The following is a 20,234-nucleotide window of genomic DNA, read 5'->3' on the forward strand; positions in this document are numbered from 1 at the left end:
GCGAAGCCCGTACGAGGGCCCGTACGAGAGCCCCTACGAGAGCACGCGCACCCCCCGTAGCCCCGACCCCCACCCGCCGCCGTATCGACGTACCGCCGAGCCGCCGTACCTCCCCGGAACGAGGAGCCCATGCGCACACCCCGCAGGAAACCGGAAGCAGCGGCGCCGCGGCCGCCCGCGCCCCCGGCGCGAGGCCGCCGGGCACACGCCGGGCCGCCCGCCGAGGAGCCTGCCGACGACCGCGAGGCCGCCCGCCCGGCCCCGGCCGGTGCCCCCGCCGCCCCCGACCGCACCTTCAGACCCCGGCGCGGGGTCCGGCTGCGGCCGCGTACCGTCCGCGCGAAGGTCCTCTCGCTGCTCGTGGTCCCGGTGGTCTCGCTGCTCGCCCTCTGGGGCTTCGCCACGGTCAGCACCGCCCAGGACATCTCCCGCCTCAGCCGCGTCCAGCGCGTGGACAAGCAGATCCGCACGCCCGTCGCCGCGGCCGTCACCGAGCTGCAGGCCGAACGCCGGGCCGCCGTCCGGCTGCTGGCCGATCCCGCCGCCGATCAAGCCGCCCTCGGACAGCAGGCCCGGCGTACGGACGGCGCCGTCGACCGGCTCCGCCTCGGCGACGCCCACACCGTGGCCGACTCCGGCGACTACCCCACCGAGGTGGTCGTCCGCCTCGACGCCCTCGTCGCCGCCGTCGAAGCGCTCGACGCCGTGCGCAAAGACGTCACCGGCCGCCGGATCAGCCCCGTCGCCGCCTACGAGGCGTACGGCAAGGTCGTCGACGACGCCTTCGCCGTCGACGGCGCCCTCTCCGGCGGCGAACACGCCGAACTCGGCCCCGACGCCCGGGTCCTGCTGGAATTCGCCCGGGCCGGAGAGCTCCTCGCGCGCGAGGACGCCCTGCTCGCCATCCCCGGCCCGCGCAACGCCGAAACGCTTCGCCGGCTGACCGGCGCCATCGAGGCCCGCCGCGCCCTGACGGCCGCCGCCGGCGGTGACCTCCCCGACGCCCAGCGCGACACCTGGGAGTCCGTCGCCAAGAGCGCCGCCTACGCCGACCTCACCGGGGCCGAGGACCGGGCCCTCGCCACCGGCACCGGACGCGAGTCGGCGACCGCTCCGGCCGGCTGGGACGCCGCGTACACCGGCATCGCCGCCTCGATGCGCGAGATCGACGCCGCCGTGCGCGCCGAGGCCGCCGACCGCTCCGACCCCTTCTCCGAAGGCGCGCTCAGCCCGGCCGGCGCCGCCGTCCTGCTGGGCCTGGCCGCCGTCGCCGCCTCGCTCGTCATCTCCGTCCGCATCGGCCGGGCGCTGGTCGTCGAACTGGTCTCGCTGCGCAACACCGCCCTGTCGATCGCCCATCGCAAACTCCCCGACGCGATGGAACGGCTGCGGGCGGGAGAGGACATCGACGTCGACGCCGAGACCCCGCCCGGACCGCCCGCCGAGGACGAGGTCACCCAGGTCGGACAGGCCCTGGCCACCGTCCACCGGGCCGCACTCGGCGCCGCCGTCGAACGCGCCGAACTCGCCAGCGGGGTCAGCGGCGTGTTCGTCAACCTCGCCCGCCGCAGTCAGGTCCTCGTGCACAAGCAGCTGACCCTGCTCGACTCGATGGAGCGGCGCACCGACGACCCCAATGAACTCGGTGACCTCTTCCGCCTCGACCACCTCACCACCCGGATGCGCCGGCACGCGGAGAGTCTGATCATCCTCTCGGGCGCCGCCCCGGGCCGCGCCTGGCGGACGCCGATCCCGCTCACCAACGTCGTACGGGCAGCCGTCTCCGAGATCGAGGACTATCCGCGCGTCGAGGTACGCCAGCTCGCCGAGGCCGCCGTCGCGGGCGCCGCCGTCGCCGACCTCACCCATCTGCTCGCCGAGCTCATCGAGAACGCCACCCAGTTCTCCCCGCCGCACACCAAGGTCCGCGTCAGCGGCGAGCCCGTCGGCACCGGCTACGTCCTCGAAGTCGAGGACCGCGGGCTGGGCATGGGCCGCGAAGCCCTGGGCGACGCCAACCGCCGCATCGAACAGTCCGAGGCGCTCGACCTCTTCGACAGCGACCGGCTCGGGCTCTTCGTGGTCAGCCGCCTCTCGGCCCGCCACGGGGTGAGGGTGCACCTGCGCACCTCGCCCTACGGCGGCACCACCGCCGTGGTCCTGCTGCCGAACTCCCTCCTCCAGGGCGCGATCACGGCCGGTTCCGCGGAGCCGCCGCGCACGCCGCCGACGGCGCGGCCGCCGGAGGATCCGCAGCCGGGCCCGCGCCCGGAGCCGGTGCCGCGGCCCCAGGCGCCGCGGTCACCCGCCGTGAGCGTCGTACGGGAGGACGCGCGCGGGTCCCGGGCTCCGGCCCCGGCTCCGGCCCCGGCTCCGGCCCCGGCGTCGGCCCCGGCGTCGGCGTCGGCGTCGGCGTCGGACCAGGACAAGGCTCCGGCTCCGGCCCGGAACGCCGAGCCGCCGGAGCCGCGTCCCGCCCCGGTGGCCGCGCTCAGGCCGCGCGGTTCCTCCGCCCCCGTCACCGAACTGCCGCGCCGCGTACGCCAGGCCAGCCTCGTGCCGCAACTGCGCGAGACGCCCGCCCCCAAGGAGCCGGCCGGCGCGCGCGCACCCGAGGACCCGCCGGGCCGCAGTCCGGAGCAGGCCCGGGACCGGATGACGGCCTACCGGGCCGGCTGGGCCCGTGGTTCCCAGGACACCTCCCCCCACGCAGGCAGCGAAGGAGAACAGCGATGATCGAGCACCACCGCGTCGACCTCGACGGAGCCCACAGGTCCGGTGAGCTGGACTGGCTGCTGGACGACCTGGTGGTCCGGGTCCGCGAGGTCCGGCACGCCGTGGTCCTGTCCAACGACGGGCTGGCCGTGGGCGCTTCCAGCGCGCTCAGCCGGGAGGACGCCGAGCACCTGTCCGCCGTGGCCTCCGGGTTCCACAGCCTGGCGAAGGGCGTGGGCCGGCATTTCCGCTCCGGGGGCGTGCGCCAGACCATGGTGGAGATGGACGACGGGTTCCTCTTCGTCGCGGCCGCCGGGGACGGTTCCTGCCTGGCCGTGCTCAGCGCCGCCAGCGCGGACATCGGTCTGATCGCCTACGAGATGGCCCGGCTGGTCAAGCGGGTCGGGGAGCACCTGTACACCCCGCCCCGGTTCGCGGCGCGCCCGCCGGCCGCCGGTTGAGCGGGGCGGTCCGGCACGTGGAGGGGCAGTGGTACGACGCCGAGGCGGGCCCGCTCGTGCGCCCGTACGCCATGACCGGCGGGCGCACGAGACCGGGACCGCACGGGGTCCGGTTCGACCTGATCGCGCTGGTGGTCGTGGACCCCGACGGCGGCGACCGCGCCGGCGGGGCGGCCGGGTCGCCGCTGGGGCCGGAGCACCGGGCGCTGCTCGGGCTGTGCCGGTCCGAAACCCAGTCGGTGGCGGAACTCGCCGCCGAGGCGGACCTGCCCGTGGGGGTGGTGCGGGTCCTGCTGGGGGACCTGCTGGAGGCGGGGCACGTCAAGGTCAGCCGCCCGGTGCCGCCCGCGCAGCTGCCGGACGAGCGGATTCTGCGGGAAGTCATCGAAGGATTGCGAGCGCTGTGATGGGACTGCACGACAACGGAACGAACGGACCAGTGGCCGGGGCCGGGGCCGGGGCGGACGCGGACGACGAGGAGTTGGCCGCGCTCGCGCTGAAGATCCTGGTGGCGGGCGGCTTCGGGGTCGGGAAGACCACCCTGGTCGGCTCGGTCAGCGAGATCAGGCCGCTGAGGACGGAGGAGGCGCTCAGTCAGGCGGGCGAACTGGTCGACGACACGGACGGGGTGGACCAGAAGACCACCACGACCGTGGCCATGGACTTCGGGCGGATCACCATCCGGTCCGGGCTGTCGCTCTACCTGTTCGGCACGCCGGGGCAGGACCGCTTCTGGTTCATGTGGGACGAGCTGTCGCAGGGCGCGCTGGGCGCGGTGGTGCTCGCCGACACCCGGCGGCTGGAGGACTGTTTCCCGGCGGTGGACTACTTCGAGCACCGGCGGATCCCCTTCGTGGTGGCTGTCAACTGCTTCACGGAGGCCCGGCATTACGGGGCGCACGAGGTGTCGCGAGCGCTGGACCTGGACCAGGGGACTCCGGTGGTGCTCTGCGACGCGCGGGACCGGGACTCGGGGAAGGAAGTGCTGATCAGGCTGGTCGAGTACGCCGGGCGGGTGCACACCGCCCGGCTGCTCGAATCGGTGGAACCGCAGGCGGGCTCCGTGTGAGGAGCTGCGGGGGGCCGGTCAGTCGGACACACCCGCCACGGCGATCACCGTGTCGACCGGGACGCGGACGAGGAGTTCGCCGGGCACGCCGTTGCGGCGGCCGAAGTCCTCGGCGCGCTCCTCGCCCATGTAGCGGGCGGCGATCCGGGTGGCCCAGCGGACCATCTCGTCGGCGTCGTCGGCGTATTCGCTGATCTCGGCGCGGCCCTGGAGGACCACGTAGGAAAAGGGCGGCCGGTCGTCGTCCACGCACAGGGCGACCCGGCCGTCACGGGTGAGATTGCGGCCCTTGACGGTGTCCTTGCCGGTGTTGAACACGAATGAATCGCCGTCCAGGACGAACCAGATGGGTGCGATGTGCGGGCTTCCGTCCGCGCGGACGGTGGAGAGCTTTCCGGTGCGGGTGGCGTGCGACACGAACGCGCGCCATTCCTCTTGAGTCATCTTCTTCGCCATGGGGACATCCTCCTTGCCGGAAACCGCCTGGTGGGCAAGGCTGGCCGCACGACTACGCGGGGCGGGGCGCGGCCACGGGGGCCGGGTCAACGGGGAGGGGCTCAAAATGGCACTGGACAAGCAGCTTGACTGGCTGCTGGACGATCTGACGCGCAGGGTGCAGCAGGTCCGGCACGCGGTGGTGCTGTCCAACGACGGCCTGGTGACGGGCGCGAGCGCCGGGCTGGAGCGGGAGGACGCGGAGCACCTCGCGGCCGTCGCCGCCGGGTTGCAGAGCCTGGCGAAGGGCTCGGGGCGGCATTTCCGGGCCGGTGAGGTGCGGCAGACCATGGTCGAGTTCGACGAGGGCGTGCTGTTCGTCCTGGCGGCGGGCGCGGGCAGCTGTCTGTGCGTACTGAGCGCCGCCGAGGCCGACATCGGCCAGATCGGGTACGAGATGACCCTGTTGGTCAACCGGGTGGGGGAACACCTGGGCGTCACCGAGCGCCGGATCACCGGGGGCTGACCTCCCCCGTTCCGGAGTTATCCACAGGCCTCGCACGCTGTCGTCACTCTGAGTTACGGTCTTCGCAGAGAGTGATCGTCACTCGCGGGGGAGGACTGTGATGAGGGCCGACGTACGAAAGCTCGACGCACGGAAGACGGATGTAGGAGGGGAAGCACCGCCGGTATGGGTCGGCGGTGCCCGGGCAGCCGGTGAACTCGGCCTGCGCCGGGCCGAACTCGCCCGGGCCGTACAACTCGGCATGGTGCGCGCCGGACCCCGGGCCCCCAGCGGGGCGGCGCGCTTCGCACGGGCCGAACTGGACCGGGTCAGGGCGGCCGACGGCTTCCCGGAGGCGCTGCGCAGGCGGGTCGAGACCGTGGCCGGCGCGGACGCCGCGGCGGAGGCCCTGGCCATCAGCCCGAGCCGCTTCACCCGGCTCGCCCGCTGCGGGCGGGTGACCCCGGTCGGGTATCGGGTCAACCGCTACCGGGCCGTGGTCTGGCTCTACCTGGCGGCGGAGCTCGGGGAGTTCGCCGCCAGGGAGCCCGCGCTGCTGCGCGGGATCGCGCCGCCGGAGGACCGGGAGCTGATGGCGGCCAAGGCGGACCTGCGCCCCCGCATGTGGCGGGAGCGGCATGTGGGGCTGCTGCTGAGACGGACCGCCGACCCCTGGGAACGGGCGGCCGTCCTGGCCTCCGTACTGCCCGAGGCCGAGGTGCGGGAGGCCGTGCCCGATCCGGCGGAGCGGATCGTCCTCGCGGCCCTCGCCCCGCCCCCGCCCTACGGGCATCCGCAGATCCCGGCCGCCGCCGCCGTGGCGCTCAGGCTGCTGCGGGCGGATGCGCCGGAGGAGGTCCACTGGTACCGCACCAGCCTGGAGTTCGCCCTGACCGGCGCCCGGGATCAGTCGAAGTCGACGGGGGAGAGGGGGCCGACGTAGACCCAGGCCCCGCCCTCGCGGGAGAAGGCGCTGTGCTCGCGCAGCGAACCCCTGTGCCCGCCCTCGCGGTAGTGCGCCCGGAACTCCACCGAGCCCTCCGTCTCGAACATCCCGCCGCGCTCGGTGGCGAGGATCTCCAGCCGCTCCCAGCGCTGCGCGGGATCCAGTTCGAGGCGGTCCGGGCGGGTACTGGAGTGCCAGGACCGCAGCAGATAGGCGGTGTCCCCGACGGCGAACGCGCTGAAGCGGGAGCGCATCAGCAGTTCGGCGGTGGGCGCCTGCCCGGTACCGGAGTGGAAGCGGCCGCAGCACTCCGGGTAGGCGGCGGGCAGCCCGCAGGGACAGGGGAGGACCGGGGTGGGCATGGTGCGCTCAGCTCTTCGGAGTTCGGGGCGGGTCATGGGCGGGCCGGACCGGGGCGGATCGGGGCAGGCTGGGCTACTGGGGGGAGACGGGAGGCTGGGCCGCCTTGGCGCCGTACGGGCGGAAGAGCCCTTCCTGCACCACGGACACCAGCAGCCTGCCCTCCAGGTCGTAGATCCGGCCGCGGGCCAGGCCCCGGCCGCCGTGCGCGATGGGTGACTCCTGGTCGTACAGGAACCACTCGTCCGCCCGGAACGGCCGGTGGAACCACATGGCGTGGTCGAGCGAGGCCATGTCGAAACCGCGCATCCCCCACAGGGGCTCCACGGGAATGCGCACGGCGTCGAGGAGGGTCATGTCACTGGCGTAGGTGAGGGCGCAGGTGTGCACGAGCGGGTCGTCCCCCAGCGGGCCGACCGCGCGCATCCACACCGCGCTGCGCGGATCGGCGTCCTTGAGCTCCTCGGGAGTCCAGCGGAGCCGGTCCGTGTACCGGATGTCGAAGGGCTGGCGGCGGGCCATCCGCTCCAGCGCCTCGGGCAGCGCGCCCAAGTGCTCGCGGATCTCGTCCGCGACCTTCGGGAGCGTGTCCGGGTGAGGGAAGTCAAGGCGAGGAGGCAGCTGGTGCTCGATGCTGCCCTCCTCCGGGTGATGGAAGGAGGCGGTCAGATTGAAGATGGTCTTGCCCTGCTGGACCGCGGTGACCCGGCGCGTGGTGAAGGAACGCCCGTCGCGCACCCGCTCCACCTGGTACACGATCGGCACCCCCGGAATGCCGGGGCGCAGGAAGTACGCGTGCAGCGAATGGACCGGGCGGTCGCTCTCGGTGGTGCGGCCCGCGGCCACCAGCGCCTGGCCGGCGACCTGCCCGCCGAAGACGCGCTGGAGGGACTCCTGCGGGCTGGCGCCGCGGAAGATGTTGACCTCGATCTGCTCCAGGTCGAGCAGATCGACGAGCCTCTCGGCGGGATTCGTCATCAGAGGTTCTCCACTGTCGGGTCCGGCGGGTCCGGCGGGTCCGGTCGCGCGCGGGGAAAGGTCAGAGCGCGCCGAGTTCGCCGACCGAGGTGACGCGGATGATGGCCCGGCCCTCCTCGTCGGAGGCCGCCAGGTCGACCTCGGCGCTGATGCCCCAGCCATGGTCTCCGTTGGGGTCGGCGAAGGTCTGGCGGACGCGCCACAGGCCGTGCTCCGCGTCCTCCTCGATCATCAGCAGCTTCGGGCCGCGCGCGTCCGGGCCGGTGCCCAGGTCGTCGTACTCGTCCCAGTAGCCGTCCATGGCCTCGCCCCAGGCGTCGGCGTCCCAGCCCGACTCGCCGTCCAGCTCGCCCAGCACGTTCACGTGGTCCAGGGCCGCCAGCTCCACGCGGCGGAACATCGCGTTGCGGACCAGGACGCGGAAGGCGCGGGAGTTCGCGGTGACCGGCTTGACCTGGTCGGCCTTCTCCTGGGCCTGCTCCGCCGTCTCCACCTCCGGGTTCGCCAGCTGCTCCCACTCGTCCAGCAGGCTGGAGTCGACCTGGCGGACCAGCTCGCCCAGCCAGGCGATGAGGTCCTGGAGGTCCTCCGACTTGAGGTCGTCGGGGATGGTGTGGTCCAGCGCCTTGTACGCGCCCGCCAGGTACCGCAGCACGATGCCCTCGGTGCGGGCCAGCTCGTAGAAGGAGGTGAACTCGGTGAAGGTCATCGCGCGCTCGTACATGTCGCGGATGATCGACTTCGGGGAGACGGGGTGGTCGCGGACCCACGGGTGGCTCTTGCTGTACACGTCGTAGGCGTGCAGGAGGAGCTCTTCGAGCGGCTTGGGATAGGTGACGTCCTGGAGCCGCTCCATCCGCTCCTCGTACTCGATCCCGTCGGCCTTCATGGCGCCCACGGCGATGCCGCGTTCCTTGTTCTGCTGGGCGGCCAGGATCTGGCGCGGGTCGTCCAGCGTGGACTCGACGACGGAGACCATGTCCAGCGCGTAGGAGGGGGACTCCGGGTCCAGCAGGTCGAAGGAGGCCAGCGCGAAGGTGGACAGCGGCTGGTTCAGCGCGAAGTCCTGCTGGAGGTCGACGGTGAGCCGGATGGTGCGGCCCTCCGCGTCCGGGGTGTCGAGCTTCTCGACCACACCGCCGTCCAGCAGCGAACGGTAGATCGCGATGGCCCGGCGGATGTGCCGCAGCTGGGCCTTGCGCGGCTCGTGGTTGTCCTCCAGGAGGTGGCGCATCGCCTTGAAGGCGTCGCCCGGGCGGGCGATGACCGACAGCAGCATGATGTTGGTGACCTTGAACCGAGAGGTCAGCGGCTCCGGGTCGGCGGCGATCAGCTTCTCGAAGGTGGTGTCGGACCATGCGACGAAGCCCTCGGGGGCCTTCTTGCGGACCACCTTGCGGCGCTTCTTCGGGTCGTCGCCCGCCTTCGCCAGAGCCTTCTCGTTTTCGATGACGTGCTCGGGCGCCTGGGCGACCACGAAGCCCGCCGTGTCGAAGCCGGCCCGGCCGGCCCGGCCGGCGATCTGGTGGAACTCGCGGGCGCGCAGCGTGCGGACCCGGTTGCCGTCGTACTTGGTGAGCGCGGTGAACAGCACCGTGCGGATCGGGACGTTGACGCCGACGCCCAGGGTGTCGGTGCCGCAGATCACCTTCAGCAGACCGGCCTGCGCGAGCTTCTCCACCAGGCGGCGGTACTTGGGCAGCATGCCCGCGTGGTGCACGCCGATCCCGTGCCGCACATAGCGGGAGAGGTTCTGGCCGAACTTGGTGGTGAAGCGGAAGTTGCCGATCAGCTCGGCGATCTTGTCCTTCTCCTCACGGGTGCACATGTTGATGCTCATCAGCGACTGCGCCCGCTCGACCGCCTGGGCCTGCGTGAAGTGCACGATGTACACCGGGGACTGCCGGGTCTCCAGCAGCTCGGTGATGGTGTCCGTGATCGGGGTGGTGACGTACTCGTACGACAGCGGGACGGGCCGCGACGCGGAGCGGACCACGGAGGTCGGCCGGCTGGTGCGCCGGGTCAGGTCCTCCTCGAACCGCTTCATGTCGCCGAGGGTCGCCGACATCAGGATGAACTGCGCCTGTGGCAGCTCCAGCAGCGGGATCTGCCAGGCCCAGCCACGGTCCGGCTCGGCATAGAAGTGGAACTCGTCCATCACGACCTGGCCGATGTCGGCGTACTTGCCGTCACGCAGGGCGATGGAGGCCAGCACCTCGGCCGTGCAGCAGATCACCGGGGCGTCCGCGTTCACGGAGGCGTCGCCGGTGAGCATGCCGACGTTCTCGGTGCCGAAGAGCTTGCACAGGTCGAAGAACTTCTCCGACACCAGCGCCTTGATCGGGGCGGTGTAGAAGGTGACCTTGTCCTGGGCCAGGGCGGTGAAGTGCGCACCCGCCGCGACCAGGCTCTTCCCGGAGCCGGTCGGGGTGGAGAGGATCACGTTGGCCCCGGAGACGACCTCGATCAGTGCCTCCTCCTGCGCCGGGTACAGGGTGATGCCCTGGTCCTCCGCCCACGAGGAGAAAGCCTCGAAGAGGGCGTCGGGGTCGGCGTTCGGCGGGAGCTGATCAATGAGGGTCACACCCCCCATCTTGCCTGGCTTCCCCCCGGATGAGGGAACCGGCGGACGGAACGAAGATCACCGAGGGTACGCTGTGCCGTCGAGCGGGCCCGAACGAAACCGTCGCTGGGGCCCGAACACACAGGACTGGGGCGGGAACGAAGCATGATGGGTCCGGCGCACTCACTGTCCGGTGCAGCGGCCTGGCTGGGGGTGGGCGCGGCCATGTCGGCCGCCGGACACCCGATGCCGTGGCCGGTCCTCGTCGTCGGCGCGCTCATCTGCGCCGGCGCCGCCCTCGCCCCCGACCTCGACCACAAGTCGGCGACGATCTCGCGCGCCTTCGGTCCGCTCTCACGGGGCCTGTGCGAGGTGGTCGACAAGATCTCGTACGCCGTCTACAAGGCCACCCGGGCCCCGCGCGACGCCCGCCGCACCGGCGGACACCGCACGCTGACGCACACCTGGCTCTGGGCGGTCCTGATAGGGGGCGGCGCCTCCGCGCTCGCCGTCACCGCCGGGCGCTGGGGCGTGCTCGCGCTGCTCTTCGTCCACCTGGTGCTGGCCGTCGAAGGCCTGCTGTGGCGGGCCGCCCGGATGTCCAGCGACATCCTGGTCTGGCTGCTCGGCGCGACCAGCGCCTGGACCCTGGCCGGCGTGCTCGACCAGCCCGGCAACGGTGCGGACTGGCTGTTCACCGCCCCCGGCCAGGAGTACCTCTGGCTCGGCCTGCCGATCCTGCTGGGCGCCCTCGTCCACGACATCGGCGACGCCCTCACCGTCTCCGGCTGCCCGATCCTGTGGCCCCTCCCCATCGCCGGCAAGCGCTGGTACCCGATCGGCCCGCCGAAGGCGATGCGCTTCCGGGCCGGCAGCTGGGTGGAGCTCAAGGTCCTCATGCCGGTCTTCATGATCCTCGGCGGCGCCGGCGGCGCCTCCGCCCTCGGCTTCTTCTAGGGCCTGTCTTTCGGATCATGCCGGGCTCGCGGCGCGCCCCCGCCCGGCGGTCGCCGGGCCGGGGTACCGGTCAGCCGTGCCAGGAGCGCCACAGGGCCGCGTAGGCGCCGTCCGCCGCGACCAGGTCGTCGTGGGAGCCGAGTTCGCTGATGCGGCCGTCCTCGACCACCGCGATCACGTCCGCGTCGTGCGCGGTGTGCAGCCGGTGGGCGATCGCGATGACGGTGCGGCCGTCCAGCACCCGGGCCAGCGAGCGCTCCAGGTGCCGGGCAGCCCGGGGGTCCAGCAGCGAGGTGGCCTCGTCCAGGACCAGCGTGTGCGGGTCCGCCAGCACCAGCCGGGCCAGGGCGATCTGCTGGGCCTGCGCCGGAGTCAGCGCGCTGCCGCCGGAGCCGACCTCGGTGTCCAGGCCGGACTCCAGGGAGCGGGCCCAGCCGTCCGCGTCGACCGCGCCCAGTGCCGCCCACAGCTCGGCGTCCTCCGCGCCCGTACGGGCCAGCCGGAGGTTGTCCCGCAGCGAGCCCACGAACACGTGGTGCTCCTGGTTGACCAGCGCCACGTGCTCGCGCACCCGCTCCGCCGGCATGTGCGCCAGCCGGGCACCGCCGAGGGTGACCTCGCCGGTCCGGGGCGCGTAGATGCCCGCCAGCAGCCGGCCCAGCGTGGACTTGCCCGCGCCGGAGGGGCCCACCAGAGCCATCCGGGTCCCCGGCGGCACCGACATCGACACCTGGTGCAGGACGTCCACGCCCTCCCGGTACCCGAACCGCACCTCATCGGCCCGCACGGCCCGGCCGTCGGGGGAGACGGACGCGTCGCCCGCGTCCGGCTCGATCTCCCGGACGCCCACCAGCCGGGCCAGCGACACCTGGGCGATCTGCAGCTCGTCGTACCAGCGCAGGATCAGCCCGATCGGATCGACCATCATCTGCGCCAGCAGCGCGCCCGTGGTCAGCTGCCCCACCGACATCCAGCCCCGCAGCACGCAGTACCCGCCGATCATCAGCACGGCGCCGAGGATCGTCACGTACGTGACGTTGATGACCGGGAAGAGGACCATCCGCAGGAACAGCGTGTACCGCTCCCACTCCGTCCAGGACTTGATCCGCCGCTCCGACAGCGCGATCCGGCCCGGCCCCAGCCGGTGCGCCTCGACCGTGCGGCCCGCGTCCACCGTCTCGGTGAGCGCCGCCGCGACCGCCGCGTACCCGGCCGCCTCCGAGCGGTACGCCGACGGCGCCCGCTTGAAGTACCAGCGGCAGCCGATCACCAGCACCGGCAGTGCCAGCAGCGCGGCCAGCGCCAGCTGGGGCGCGGTCACCGCGAGCGCCCCGTAGAGCAGCCCGGCCCACACCACGCCGATGGCGAGCTGCGGGACCGCCTCCCGCATGGCGTTGGCGAGCCGGTCGATGTCGGTGGTGATCCGCGACAGCAGGTCGCCGGTGCCCGCCCGCTCCAGCACACCCGGCGGCAGGCCAACCGACCGCACCAGGAAGTCCTCGCGCAGGTCGGCCAGCATCTCCTCGCCGAGCATCGCCCCGCGCAGCCGGACCAGCCGGACGAAGAACGTCTGCACCGCCAGCGCCAGCGCGAACAGCAGCGCCACCCGCCCCAGATGGAGCTCGCGCGCCCCCGCCGAGAGCTCGTCCACGACCCCGCCCAGCAGGTACGGGCCGACCATGGAGGCGATCACCGCGACCGCGTTCACCGTCACCAGCAGCACGAAGGCCCGCCGGTGCCGGCGCGACAGCTCGCGCACATATCCCCGTACGGTCGCTCCCGAGCCCACGGGCAGGGTCGCGGCCGATGCGGGGGCCGCCGGATCGTGCTCCGGTGGCGCCACGCCGATCATGCGGATTCCTCGATCTCTGTGAGTACGTGTCCGAGTCGCGAGAGCCGCTGTTCCTCTTCGGTCTCGCGGGTGACGACCGCCCGGTAGCGCCGGTCGTCGCGCAGCAGTTCACGGTGCGTGCCGACCGCCGCGACCGCGCCCTCGTGGATCAGGACGACCTGGTCCGCCCGGTCCAGCAGCAGCGGCGAGGACGCCAGGACCACCGTGGTGCGCCCCGCGCGCAGGGCCGCGATCCCGTCCGCGATCCTCGCCTCGGTGTGCGAGTCGACCGCCGAGGTCGGCTCGTCCAGCACCAGCACCTCCGGGTCGGTGACCAGCGACCGCGCCAGCGCGAGCCGCTGGCGCTGGCCGCCGGACAGCGACCGGCCGCGCTCGGTGATCCGCACGTCCATCGGGTCGCTCACCCCGTCCGGCGCCGACTGCAGCAGCGCGTCCAGTACGTCCGCGCACTGCGCCGCCGCCAGCGCGGCCCCGGCCTCGACCGCCCCGGACGCCGGTACGCCGAGCAGCTCGCGCAGGGTCCCGGACAGCAGGACCGGATCCTTGTCCTGTACGAGGACCAGCCCGCGCGCCGTGTCCAGCGCCAGGGCGTCCAGCTCGACCCCGCCCAGCAGCGCCGAGGCACCGCCGTCCGGGTCCATGGGGTGTCCGCCGAGCCGGTCCGCGAGCCGCCCCGCCAGATCGGGGTCTCCGCACACGACGGCCGTGAACCGTCCCGCCGGAGCCAGCAGCCCCGTCCGGGGGTCGCACAGGTCCCCGCCCGGAGCGGGCGCGGCCACGGCGGCGCCGTGCCCGCCCTCCGGCTCGGCCGCCTTCCCGGCGGCGCGCGTCAGGGACAGCACCCGGGCCGCCCGCTTGGCGGAGGGCCGCGAGAAGGAATAGGCCATCGCGATCTCCTGGAAGTGCTGGAGCGGGTAGAGCATCGTGGCCACCGCGCTGAAGGCGGCGACGAGTTGCCCGACCGTCAGCCGTCCGTCCAGTACGAGCGCCGAGCCGTACCAGACCACCGTGATCAGCAGGGCTCCCGGGAGCACCACCTGGATCGCGGAGATCACCGCCCACATCCGGGCGCTGCGCACGGCAGCCTCGCGGACCTCCTGGGAGGCCTCGCGGTAGCGGCCGAGGAACAGCTCCTCGCCACCGATGCCGCGCAGTACCCGCAGGCCCGCCACGGTGTCGGAGGCCAGCTCGGTGGCCCGGCCCGCCTTCTCGCGCTGGACGTCGGCGCGCTGGGTGGCGCGCGGCAGCAGCGGCAGCACCGCCAGGGCGACCACCGGGATGCCGATCGCCACGACCACGCCGATCGCGGGCGCGTAGAAGAGCAGACCGACGCAGACGAGGACGACGGAGAAGGCGGCGGCCAGGAAGCGCGAGACCGCCTCGACGAACCAGCCGATCTTCTCCACGTCGCCGGTGGAAACGGCCACCACTTCCCCGGCCGCGACCCGACGGGTCAGGGCGGAGCCCAGTTCGGCGGTCTTGCGGGCGAGCAGTTGCTGTACGCGGGCGGCGGCGGTGATCCAGTTGGTGACGGCGGTGCGGTGGAGCATGCTGTCGCCGAGCGAGATGGCGACGCCGAGGAGCAGCAGCAGCGCGCCGACCCACAGCAGCCGGGCCCCGTCGTGCTCCACCACGGCCTCGACGCCCAGGCCCACCGCGTAGGGGAGTCCGGCGACGCCGCCGAAGTGCACCATTCCCCAGCACAGGCTCTTCAGCTGACCGCCGAGCTGCCCCCGCCCCAGCCACACCAGGAAGCGCGGACCGGAGCGAGCGTCGGGTACCCCCGGGTCCGGATACGGAAGATCGCTGATCTGCATGACGCCCCATGACCTCGGTGAGTGGTTCAAACCGTGCAAGGTTCGCCTTACGCACCGGAGCGGGGCAATCGATTTTGCGTTGGCCACGGCATGACACGACCGGGTGTGCGGCCGCGCGGGCCGAGGGGCGCAAGGGGCGCCCGGTCAGGGGCGCGTGGCCCGCTCCAGTTCCAGCAGCGCCGAATGGTAGGTCCGTCCGGTGGCCAGATCCATGCCCACCTCGCACATCCGGTTCGCCGACAGGTGCGCGTCGAAGTGCCGCGCCGTCACCTCCGCTGCCTCGTGCGCCGTCGCCGAGGCCGTCAGCTCCGGGTGCAGCATGCCCCGGTCGCCCGCGAAGGCGCAGCAGCCCGCGTCCTGCGGTACCACCACCTCCTCGGCGCAGGCCGCCGCCACCGCCCACAGCTCCGCCTCGTCGCCCAGGTGCCGCATGGAGCAGGTGGGGTGGAGCACCGCGGCACCGACGGTGCGCCGCACCTCCAGATGCGGGAGCAGCTCCCGCGCCGCCCACACGACCGAGTCGACGACGGTGAGCTCGGCGTGCAGCTCCCGGTTGTCGTCGGTCAGGTACGGGACCACCTCGCGGGCCAGGCCCAGGGTGCAGGAGGACGCGTCGACCACCAGGGGCAGCCGCCCGCCCGCCGTCCAGCCCCAGGCGGAGGTCACGACCAGGTTCGCCATCAGCCGGGCGCCGGCCTCGTACCCCTTGGAGTGCCAGATCGTCGCGCAGCAGGTGCCGGGCACGTCGCGGGGGATCCACACCGGCTTCCCGGCACGCTCCGACAGCGCGACCACCGCCTCCTGGAGCGAGGGCCCGGGAGCGCCGGCCGGGCCGCCGAAGATCCGGTTGACGCAGGACGGGTAGTACACGGCGGCCGCGCCCACCCGCCGGGTCACGGGCGGCCGCCGGGCCGCGGCTCCGGGCAGCCGCGGCAGCCACTGCGGCACCAGGTCGGGCCGTACGGTCTTGCGCGCGGCCCCGGTGACCGCCGCCGGCACCCGGTCCCCGAGCCGGTCGCCGATCGTGCCGGCGGCGGCCACCGCCAGCCGCGCGGCGGCCTCGACGCTGCGGAACCGGCGGGCGGCCAGCGCCGCGGCCCGCTCCTCGCGCGGGCCGTGGCGGCGGTGGCGGAAGTCCTTCATCAGCGCGCCCGTGTCGATCCCGACCGGGCAGGCGAGCTTGCAGGTGGAGTCGCCCGCGCAGGTGTCCACGGCGTCGTGGCCGTAGTCCGCCAGCAGCCGGTCCAGGACGGGGGAGCCCGGCTGCTGGCGCATCATCTCGCGGCGCAGCAGGATCCGTTGCCGGGGGGTGGTCGTCAGGTCCTTGCTGGGGCAGGTCGGTTCGCAGAAGCCGCACTCGATGCACGGGTCGGCGACGGCCTCCACCCGGGGGATCGTCTTGAGCCCGCGCAGGTGCCCGCGCGGGTCCCGGTCGAGGAGGATCCGCGGGGCCAGCAGCCCGTCCGGGTCGACGACCCGTTTGGTGCGCCACATCAGTTCGGTGGCCTTCGGGCCCCACTCCAGCTCCAGGAACGGGGCCATGTTGCGGCCGGTGGAGTGCTCGGCCTTCAGAGAGCCGTCGAACCGCTCCACCGTGAGCCGGCAGAACGCCTCCATGAAGGCCGCGTACCGCTCCACGTCGGCGGGCCTGGCCGCGTCGAAGGCGAGCAGGAAGTGCAGGTTGCCGTGGGCCGCGTGACCGGCGACCGCCGCGTCGAAGCCGTGCTCCGCCTGGAGCGCGAGGAGCGCCTCGCAGGCCTCGGCCAGCCGGGAGGGCGGTACCGCGAAGTCCTCGGTGATCAGGGTGGTGCCGGGGGCGCGGGCGCCGCCGACGGCGGTGACGAAGGCCTTGCGGGCCTTCCAGTAGCCCGAGACCGTCTGCGGATCGCGGGTGAAGGCGTTGGTCACCGAGGCCACCGGCGCCACCAGTTCCAGCCCGGCCAGCACCCCGGCCGCCCGGCGCTCGTACTCCGCTCGGCCCGCCTCGTCCGGAGCGCGGAACTCCACGAGCAGCGCCGTGGTGTCCCCCGGCAGCTCCGCCCAGTCGGCGGGCACGCCCTCGACGCTGACGGAGGCGCGCAGCGTGTTGCCGTCCATCACCTCGACGGCGAGGGCCCCGACCTCGTTGAACAGCGGTACGGCGGCCGCGGCGGCGGGCAGGGACGGGAAGAACAGCAGGGCGCTGACGACCTCGCGGTCCAGCGGCAGCGTGTCGAAGACGGCCTCGGCGATGAAGCCGAGGGTGCCCTCCGAGCCGACCATCAGCCCGCGCAGGATCTCGACGGGGGTGGTGCCGTCCAGATAGGCGTCGAGCCGGTAGCCGGTGGTGTTCTTGATCTCGTACTTGGCGCGGATCCGGGAGACCAGCCCCGGATCCGCCTCGATCTCCCGCTTGATGTCCATCAGCCCGTGGCACAGGGCCGGTTCGGCGCGCGCGAGTTCCTCGTCGGCCAGCGGGTCGGCGGTGTCCACGACGGTGCCGCCCGGCAGGACCAGGGTGAGCGAGGAGAGCGTGCGGTACGCGTTCCTCGTGGTCCCGGCGGTCATGCCGGAGGCGTTGTTCGCGATGACCCCGCCGAGGGTGCAGGCGATGGCGCTGGCCGGGTCGGGGCCGAGGATCCGGCCGTGCCGGGCGAGGGCGGCGTTGGCCCGCAGGACGGTGGTGCCGGGCCGGATCCGGGCGCGGCGGCCCTCCTCCAGCACCTCGACGCCGGCCCAGTGGCGGCGGACGTCGACCAGGATGTCCTCTCCCTGGGCCTGGCCGTTGAGTGAGGTTCCGGCGGCCCGGAAGACGACCTCGCGCCCGCGGCCGTGGGCGTACGAGAGGACCGCGGAGACATCGTCGATGTCCTCGGCGATCACCACGACCTGGGGGACGAACCGGTACGGGGAGGCGTCGGAGGCGTAGCGGACCAGGTCGGAGACCTTCCACAGCACCTTCTCGGCGCCCAGCAGCGCCGTCAGCTCCTCGCGCAGCACCCGGGGGGTGCCGGAGGCCAGCCGCTCGGGCACCCGGTCGGGGGCGGGGGCTCCGATGCCGCGCGGGCGCAGGGCTCCCGGCTCCGGTTCCAGCAGCGGCATCGGTGCCCCTTCGGCCAGGCGGGTGGACTCAGCAGCGGCGCTCCGCCGGGGCGTCCGCCAGAGCGTTGAGCAGGCCGCCGAGGACCTCGCGCTGTTCGGCGGTCAATGGAGCCAGGATCTCCTCTGCCGCGTCGGTTCGCGCGTTGCGCAGCCGCCGCAGCGTGGCGCGGCCGGTGTCGGTGAGCTCGATCCGGATGACGCGGCGGTTCGCGGGGTCGGGCGCGCGGCGGACGCAGTCGGCCGCCTCCAGACCGTCCACGAGGGTGGTCACGGCGCGCGGGACGACCTCCAGGCGGGTCGCGAGGTCCGCCATCCGGGGCGCCTCTCCGCCGTCGTAGTGCGAGACCAGGCGGAGCAGCCGGGACTGGGCCGGGGTGATCCCGAGGGGCTCCAGATGGCGCTTCTGGATGCGGTGGAGCCGCCGGGTCAGCCGCAGCAGCTGCTCGGCGAGTATGCCGTTGCTGCTGTCGGCGCCGCCGGTACCCGCGCTGTCCGCGCGGCCGCTCGCGGAGGCGGTGTTCACGCTGCTGTCCTCATAATGGGGAATGGTATCAGGACCTGATTCATTGTGAGCATAGGTAACAATGAGCTATGCTCATGTGAGTCTCGTCAGAAGGAGGCCCATGCGCCCCGAAGAACCGAAGTGGACACCATCGAAAGATCCCCTCGACCCCACCCGCCCGGCCCCGGCGGAACAACCGCGTGAACTGCGCCGCATCGTCGGGCTCTTCAGGCCCTACCGCGGCAGGCTCGCCGTCGTCGGCGCGCTGGTCTGCGCCTCCTCGCTGGTCGGCGTCGCCTCGCCGTTCCTGCTGAGGGAGATACTCGACGTCGCGATCCCGCAGGGCCGTACGGGGCTGCTCAGCCTGCTCGCGCTCGGCATGATCCTGACCGCGGTCGTCACCAGCGTGTTCGGCGTGCTCCAGACCCTGATCTCCACCACGGTCGGCCAGCGCGTCATGCACGACCTGCGCACCGGCGTCTACGCCCAGCTCCAGCGGATGCCCCTGGCCTTCTTCACCCGTACGCGCACCGGCGAGGTGCAGTCCCGGATAGCCAACGACATCGGCGGCATGCAGGCCACCGTCACCTCCACGGCGACCTCGCTCGTCTCGAACCTCACGGCGGTCATCGCCTCCGTCGTCGCGATGCTCGCGCTCGACTGGCGCCTCACCGTCGTCTCCCTGCTGCTGCTCCCCGTCTTCGTGTGGATCAGCCGGCGGGTCGGCCGCGAGCGCAAGAAGATCACCTTCCAGCGGCAGAAGCAGATGGCCGCGATGGCCGCCACCGTCACCGAGTCCCTGTCGGTCAGCGGCATCCTGCTCGGCCGCACCATGGGCCGCGCCGACTCGCTGACCTCCTCCTTCGCCGAGGAGTCCGAGAAGCTCGTCGACCTCGAAGTGCGCTCCAGCATGGCCGGGCGCTGGCGGATGTCCACGATCGGCATCGTCATGGCCGCCATGCCCGCGCTCATCTACTGGGCCGCGGGCTTCGCTCTGCAGACCGGCACCCCCTCGCTGTCCGTCGGCACCCTCGTCGCCTTCGTCACCCTCCAGCAGGGCCTGTTCCGGCCCGCCGTGAGCCTGCTGTCGACCGGCGTGCAGATACAGACCTCGCTCGCCCTGTTCGCCCGCATCTTCGAGTACCTCGACCTGCCGGTGGACATCACCGAGCGCGAGGACGCCGTCCGCCTCGACCGCGCCAAGGGCGAGGTCCGCCTGGAGGACGTCCACTTCGAGTACGACGCCAAGAGCGGCCCCACCCTGTCGGGCATCGACATCACCGTCCCGGCCGGCGGCTCGCTCGCCGTGGTCGGCCCGACCGGCTCCGGCAAGAGCACCCTCAGCTACCTCGTGCCCCGGCTCTACGACGTCACCGGCGGCCGCGTCGCGCTCGACGGGGTGGACGTGCGCGACCTCGACTTCGACTCCCTCGCCCGCTCCATCGGCGTGGTCTCGCAGGAGACGTACCTCTTCCACGCCTCGGTCGCCGACAACCTGCGCTTCGCCAAGCCCGACGCCACCGACGAGGAGATCACCGAGGCGGCCCGGGCGGCCCAGATCCACGACCACATCGCATCCCTGCCCGACGGGTACGACACCCTGGTCGGCGAGCGCGGCTACCGGTTCTCCGGCGGCGAGAAGCAGCGCCTCGCCATCGCCCGCACCATCCTGCGCGACCCGCCGGTACTGATCCTGGACGAGGCCACCAGCGCCCTGGACACCCGTACGGAGCATGCCGTGCAGCGGGCCATCGACAACCTCTCCCAGGGCCGCACCACGATCACCATCGCGCACCGCCTCTCCACCGTCCGCGACGCCGACCAGATCGTGGTCCTGGACAAGGGGCGCATAGCCGAGCGCGGTACGCACGAGGAGCTGCTGGCCGCGGAGGGCCGGTACGCGGCGCTGGTCCGGAGGGACCGGGACACGGTGCTGACGCCGGAGACCGTACGGACCACCCGGTTCGGCGAGCCGACCCCGGTAAAAGTGTGA

At 73.0% G+C, this 20,234-nt stretch carries 16 protein-coding genes; 8 read left to right on the top strand and 8 right to left on the bottom strand.

What is annotated here, in order from left to right; genetic code table 11:
• Positions 1–129 precede the first annotated feature (129 nt).
• From EES41_RS30400 to EES41_RS30415, 4 genes are read left to right on the top strand one after another with little or no spacing between them, the layout of a single operon-like run.
• Complete coding sequence (locus tag EES41_RS30400) at positions 130–2,736, top strand: nitrate- and nitrite sensing domain-containing protein (protein ID WP_123081180.1); 2,607 nt, start codon at positions 130–132, stop codon at positions 2,734–2,736.
• Positions 2,733–3,176 (top strand): roadblock/LC7 domain-containing protein, encoded by a 444-nt coding sequence (locus EES41_RS30405; protein ID WP_123081181.1) that lies wholly within the window; start codon positions 2,733–2,735, stop codon positions 3,174–3,176. The genes EES41_RS30400 and EES41_RS30405 overlap by 4 nt, the downstream gene beginning before the upstream one ends.
• Positions 3,173–3,583 carry a DUF742 domain-containing protein gene (locus tag EES41_RS30410; RefSeq protein WP_123081182.1) on the top strand — a complete coding sequence of 137 codons (411 nt, stop codon included), beginning with the start codon at positions 3,173–3,175 and terminating at the stop codon, positions 3,581–3,583. The genes EES41_RS30405 and EES41_RS30410 overlap by 4 nt, the downstream gene beginning before the upstream one ends.
• Positions 3,583–4,245 (top strand): ATP/GTP-binding protein, encoded by a 663-nt coding sequence (locus tag EES41_RS30415; protein WP_254211616.1) that lies wholly within the window; start codon positions 3,583–3,585, stop codon positions 4,243–4,245. Before EES41_RS30410 ends, EES41_RS30415 begins: the two co-directional genes overlap by 1 nt.
• 18 nt (positions 4,246–4,263) lie before the next feature.
• Here EES41_RS30415 and EES41_RS30420 read toward each other — a convergent pair whose 3' ends face one another.
• Positions 4,264–4,701 carry a PPOX class F420-dependent oxidoreductase gene (locus tag EES41_RS30420; RefSeq protein WP_123081183.1) on the bottom strand — a complete coding sequence of 146 codons (438 nt, stop codon included), beginning with the start codon at positions 4,699–4,701 and terminating at the stop codon, positions 4,264–4,266.
• 106 nt (positions 4,702–4,807) lie between these two features.
• Between EES41_RS30420 and EES41_RS30425 the strand changes: the two genes are divergently transcribed.
• Complete coding sequence (locus EES41_RS30425) at positions 4,808–5,206, top strand: roadblock/LC7 domain-containing protein (RefSeq protein WP_073772704.1); 399 nt, start codon at positions 4,808–4,810, stop codon at positions 5,204–5,206.
• Between the two features lie 100 nt (positions 5,207–5,306).
• Positions 5,307–6,128 carry a DUF6397 family protein gene (locus tag EES41_RS30430; RefSeq protein ID WP_123081184.1) on the top strand — a complete coding sequence of 274 codons (822 nt, stop codon included), beginning with the start codon at positions 5,307–5,309 and terminating at the stop codon, positions 6,126–6,128.
• Here the strand turns inward: EES41_RS30430 and EES41_RS30435 are convergent.
• The 3 genes from EES41_RS30435 to EES41_RS30445 all read right to left on the bottom strand — a co-directional run bounded on the left by EES41_RS30435 (position 6,092) and on the right by EES41_RS30445 (position 10,053).
• Positions 6,092–6,493 (bottom strand): YchJ family protein, encoded by a 402-nt coding sequence (locus tag EES41_RS30435; protein ID WP_123081185.1) that lies wholly within the window; start codon positions 6,491–6,493, stop codon positions 6,092–6,094. The genes EES41_RS30430 and EES41_RS30435 overlap by 37 nt on opposite strands.
• 73 nt (positions 6,494–6,566) lie before the next feature.
• On the bottom strand, positions 6,567–7,469 hold the full coding sequence (locus tag EES41_RS30440; protein WP_123081186.1) for an acyl-CoA thioesterase II: 903 nt from the start codon (positions 7,467–7,469) through the stop codon (positions 6,567–6,569).
• A 61-nt stretch (positions 7,470–7,530) separates the two neighbouring features.
• Positions 7,531–10,053 (bottom strand): RNA helicase, encoded by a 2,523-nt coding sequence (locus tag EES41_RS30445; protein WP_123082789.1) that lies wholly within the window; start codon positions 10,051–10,053, stop codon positions 7,531–7,533.
• Positions 10,054–10,197: 144 nt separating this feature from the next.
• Here EES41_RS30445 and EES41_RS30450 point away from each other — a divergent pair, with 144 nt between their 5' ends.
• The gene (locus EES41_RS30450) at positions 10,198–10,989 is read left to right on the top strand and encodes a metal-dependent hydrolase (RefSeq protein WP_123081187.1); all 792 of its coding nucleotides are present in this window, start codon (positions 10,198–10,200) and stop codon (positions 10,987–10,989) included.
• A gap of 70 nt (positions 10,990–11,059) precedes the next feature.
• Here the strand turns inward: EES41_RS30450 and EES41_RS30455 are convergent, their stop codons facing one another.
• The 4 genes from EES41_RS30455 to EES41_RS30470 form a co-directional block, all read right to left on the bottom strand.
• Entirely contained in the window at positions 11,060–12,841 is a 1,782-nt protein-coding gene (locus EES41_RS30455) for an ABC transporter ATP-binding protein (protein ID WP_123081188.1), read from the bottom strand.
• Positions 12,838–14,658, bottom strand: a complete 1,821-nt coding sequence (locus tag EES41_RS30460) for an ABC transporter ATP-binding protein (protein ID WP_123081189.1) — start codon at positions 14,656–14,658, stop codon at positions 12,838–12,840. The genes EES41_RS30455 and EES41_RS30460 overlap by 4 nt, the downstream gene beginning before the upstream one ends.
• Positions 14,659–14,802: 144 nt before the next feature.
• Positions 14,803–17,739: an FAD-binding and (Fe-S)-binding domain-containing protein gene (locus EES41_RS30465; protein ID WP_123081190.1), complete on the bottom strand. Its 2,937-nt coding sequence runs from the start codon at positions 17,737–17,739 to the stop codon at positions 14,803–14,805.
• A 28-nt stretch (positions 17,740–17,767) separates the two neighbouring features.
• Positions 17,768–18,262 carry a MarR family winged helix-turn-helix transcriptional regulator gene (locus EES41_RS30470; RefSeq protein ID WP_123081191.1) on the bottom strand — a complete coding sequence of 165 codons (495 nt, stop codon included), beginning with the start codon at positions 18,260–18,262 and terminating at the stop codon, positions 17,768–17,770.
• Positions 18,263–18,362: 100 nt separating this feature from the next.
• On the opposite strand from EES41_RS30470, the gene EES41_RS30475 reads away from it, so the two are divergent.
• The gene (locus EES41_RS30475; protein ID WP_123081192.1) at positions 18,363–20,234 is read left to right on the top strand and encodes an ABC transporter ATP-binding protein; all 1,872 of its coding nucleotides are present in this window, start codon (positions 18,363–18,365) and stop codon (positions 20,232–20,234) included.

This window comes from Streptomyces sp. ADI95-16, assembly GCF_003721495.1.
Classification (GTDB): Bacteria; Actinomycetota; Actinomycetes; order Streptomycetales; family Streptomycetaceae; genus Streptomyces; species Streptomyces goshikiensis.

Excerpts from the sequence above, each read along its gene's own strand:
- EES41_RS30400 (WP_123081180.1), top strand. The coding sequence starts at position 130 with ATGCGCACACCCCGCAGGAAACCGGAAGCAGCGGCGCCGCGGCCGCCC.
- EES41_RS30405 (WP_123081181.1), top strand. The coding sequence starts at position 2,733 with ATGATCGAGCACCACCGCGTCGACCTCGACGGAGCCCACAGGTCCGGT.
- EES41_RS30415 (WP_254211616.1), top strand. The coding sequence starts at position 3,583 with ATGGGACTGCACGACAACGGAACGAACGGACCAGTGGCCGGGGCCGGG.
- EES41_RS30420 (WP_123081183.1), bottom strand. The coding sequence starts at position 4,701 with ATGGCGAAGAAGATGACTCAAGAGGAATGGCGCGCGTTCGTGTCGCAC.
- EES41_RS30425 (WP_073772704.1), top strand. The coding sequence starts at position 4,808 with ATGGCACTGGACAAGCAGCTTGACTGGCTGCTGGACGATCTGACGCGC.
- EES41_RS30430 (WP_123081184.1), top strand. The coding sequence starts at position 5,307 with ATGAGGGCCGACGTACGAAAGCTCGACGCACGGAAGACGGATGTAGGA.
- EES41_RS30435 (WP_123081185.1), bottom strand. The coding sequence starts at position 6,493 with ATGCCCACCCCGGTCCTCCCCTGTCCCTGCGGGCTGCCCGCCGCCTAC.
- EES41_RS30440 (WP_123081186.1), bottom strand. The coding sequence starts at position 7,469 with ATGACGAATCCCGCCGAGAGGCTCGTCGATCTGCTCGACCTGGAGCAG.
- EES41_RS30450 (WP_123081187.1), top strand. The coding sequence starts at position 10,198 with ATGATGGGTCCGGCGCACTCACTGTCCGGTGCAGCGGCCTGGCTGGGG.
- EES41_RS30455 (WP_123081188.1), bottom strand. The coding sequence starts at position 12,841 with ATGATCGGCGTGGCGCCACCGGAGCACGATCCGGCGGCCCCCGCATCG.
- EES41_RS30460 (WP_123081189.1), bottom strand. The coding sequence starts at position 14,658 with ATGCAGATCAGCGATCTTCCGTATCCGGACCCGGGGGTACCCGACGCT.
- EES41_RS30465 (WP_123081190.1), bottom strand. The coding sequence starts at position 17,739 with ATGCCGCTGCTGGAACCGGAGCCGGGAGCCCTGCGCCCGCGCGGCATC.
- EES41_RS30475 (WP_123081192.1), top strand. The coding sequence starts at position 18,363 with ATGCGCCCCGAAGAACCGAAGTGGACACCATCGAAAGATCCCCTCGAC.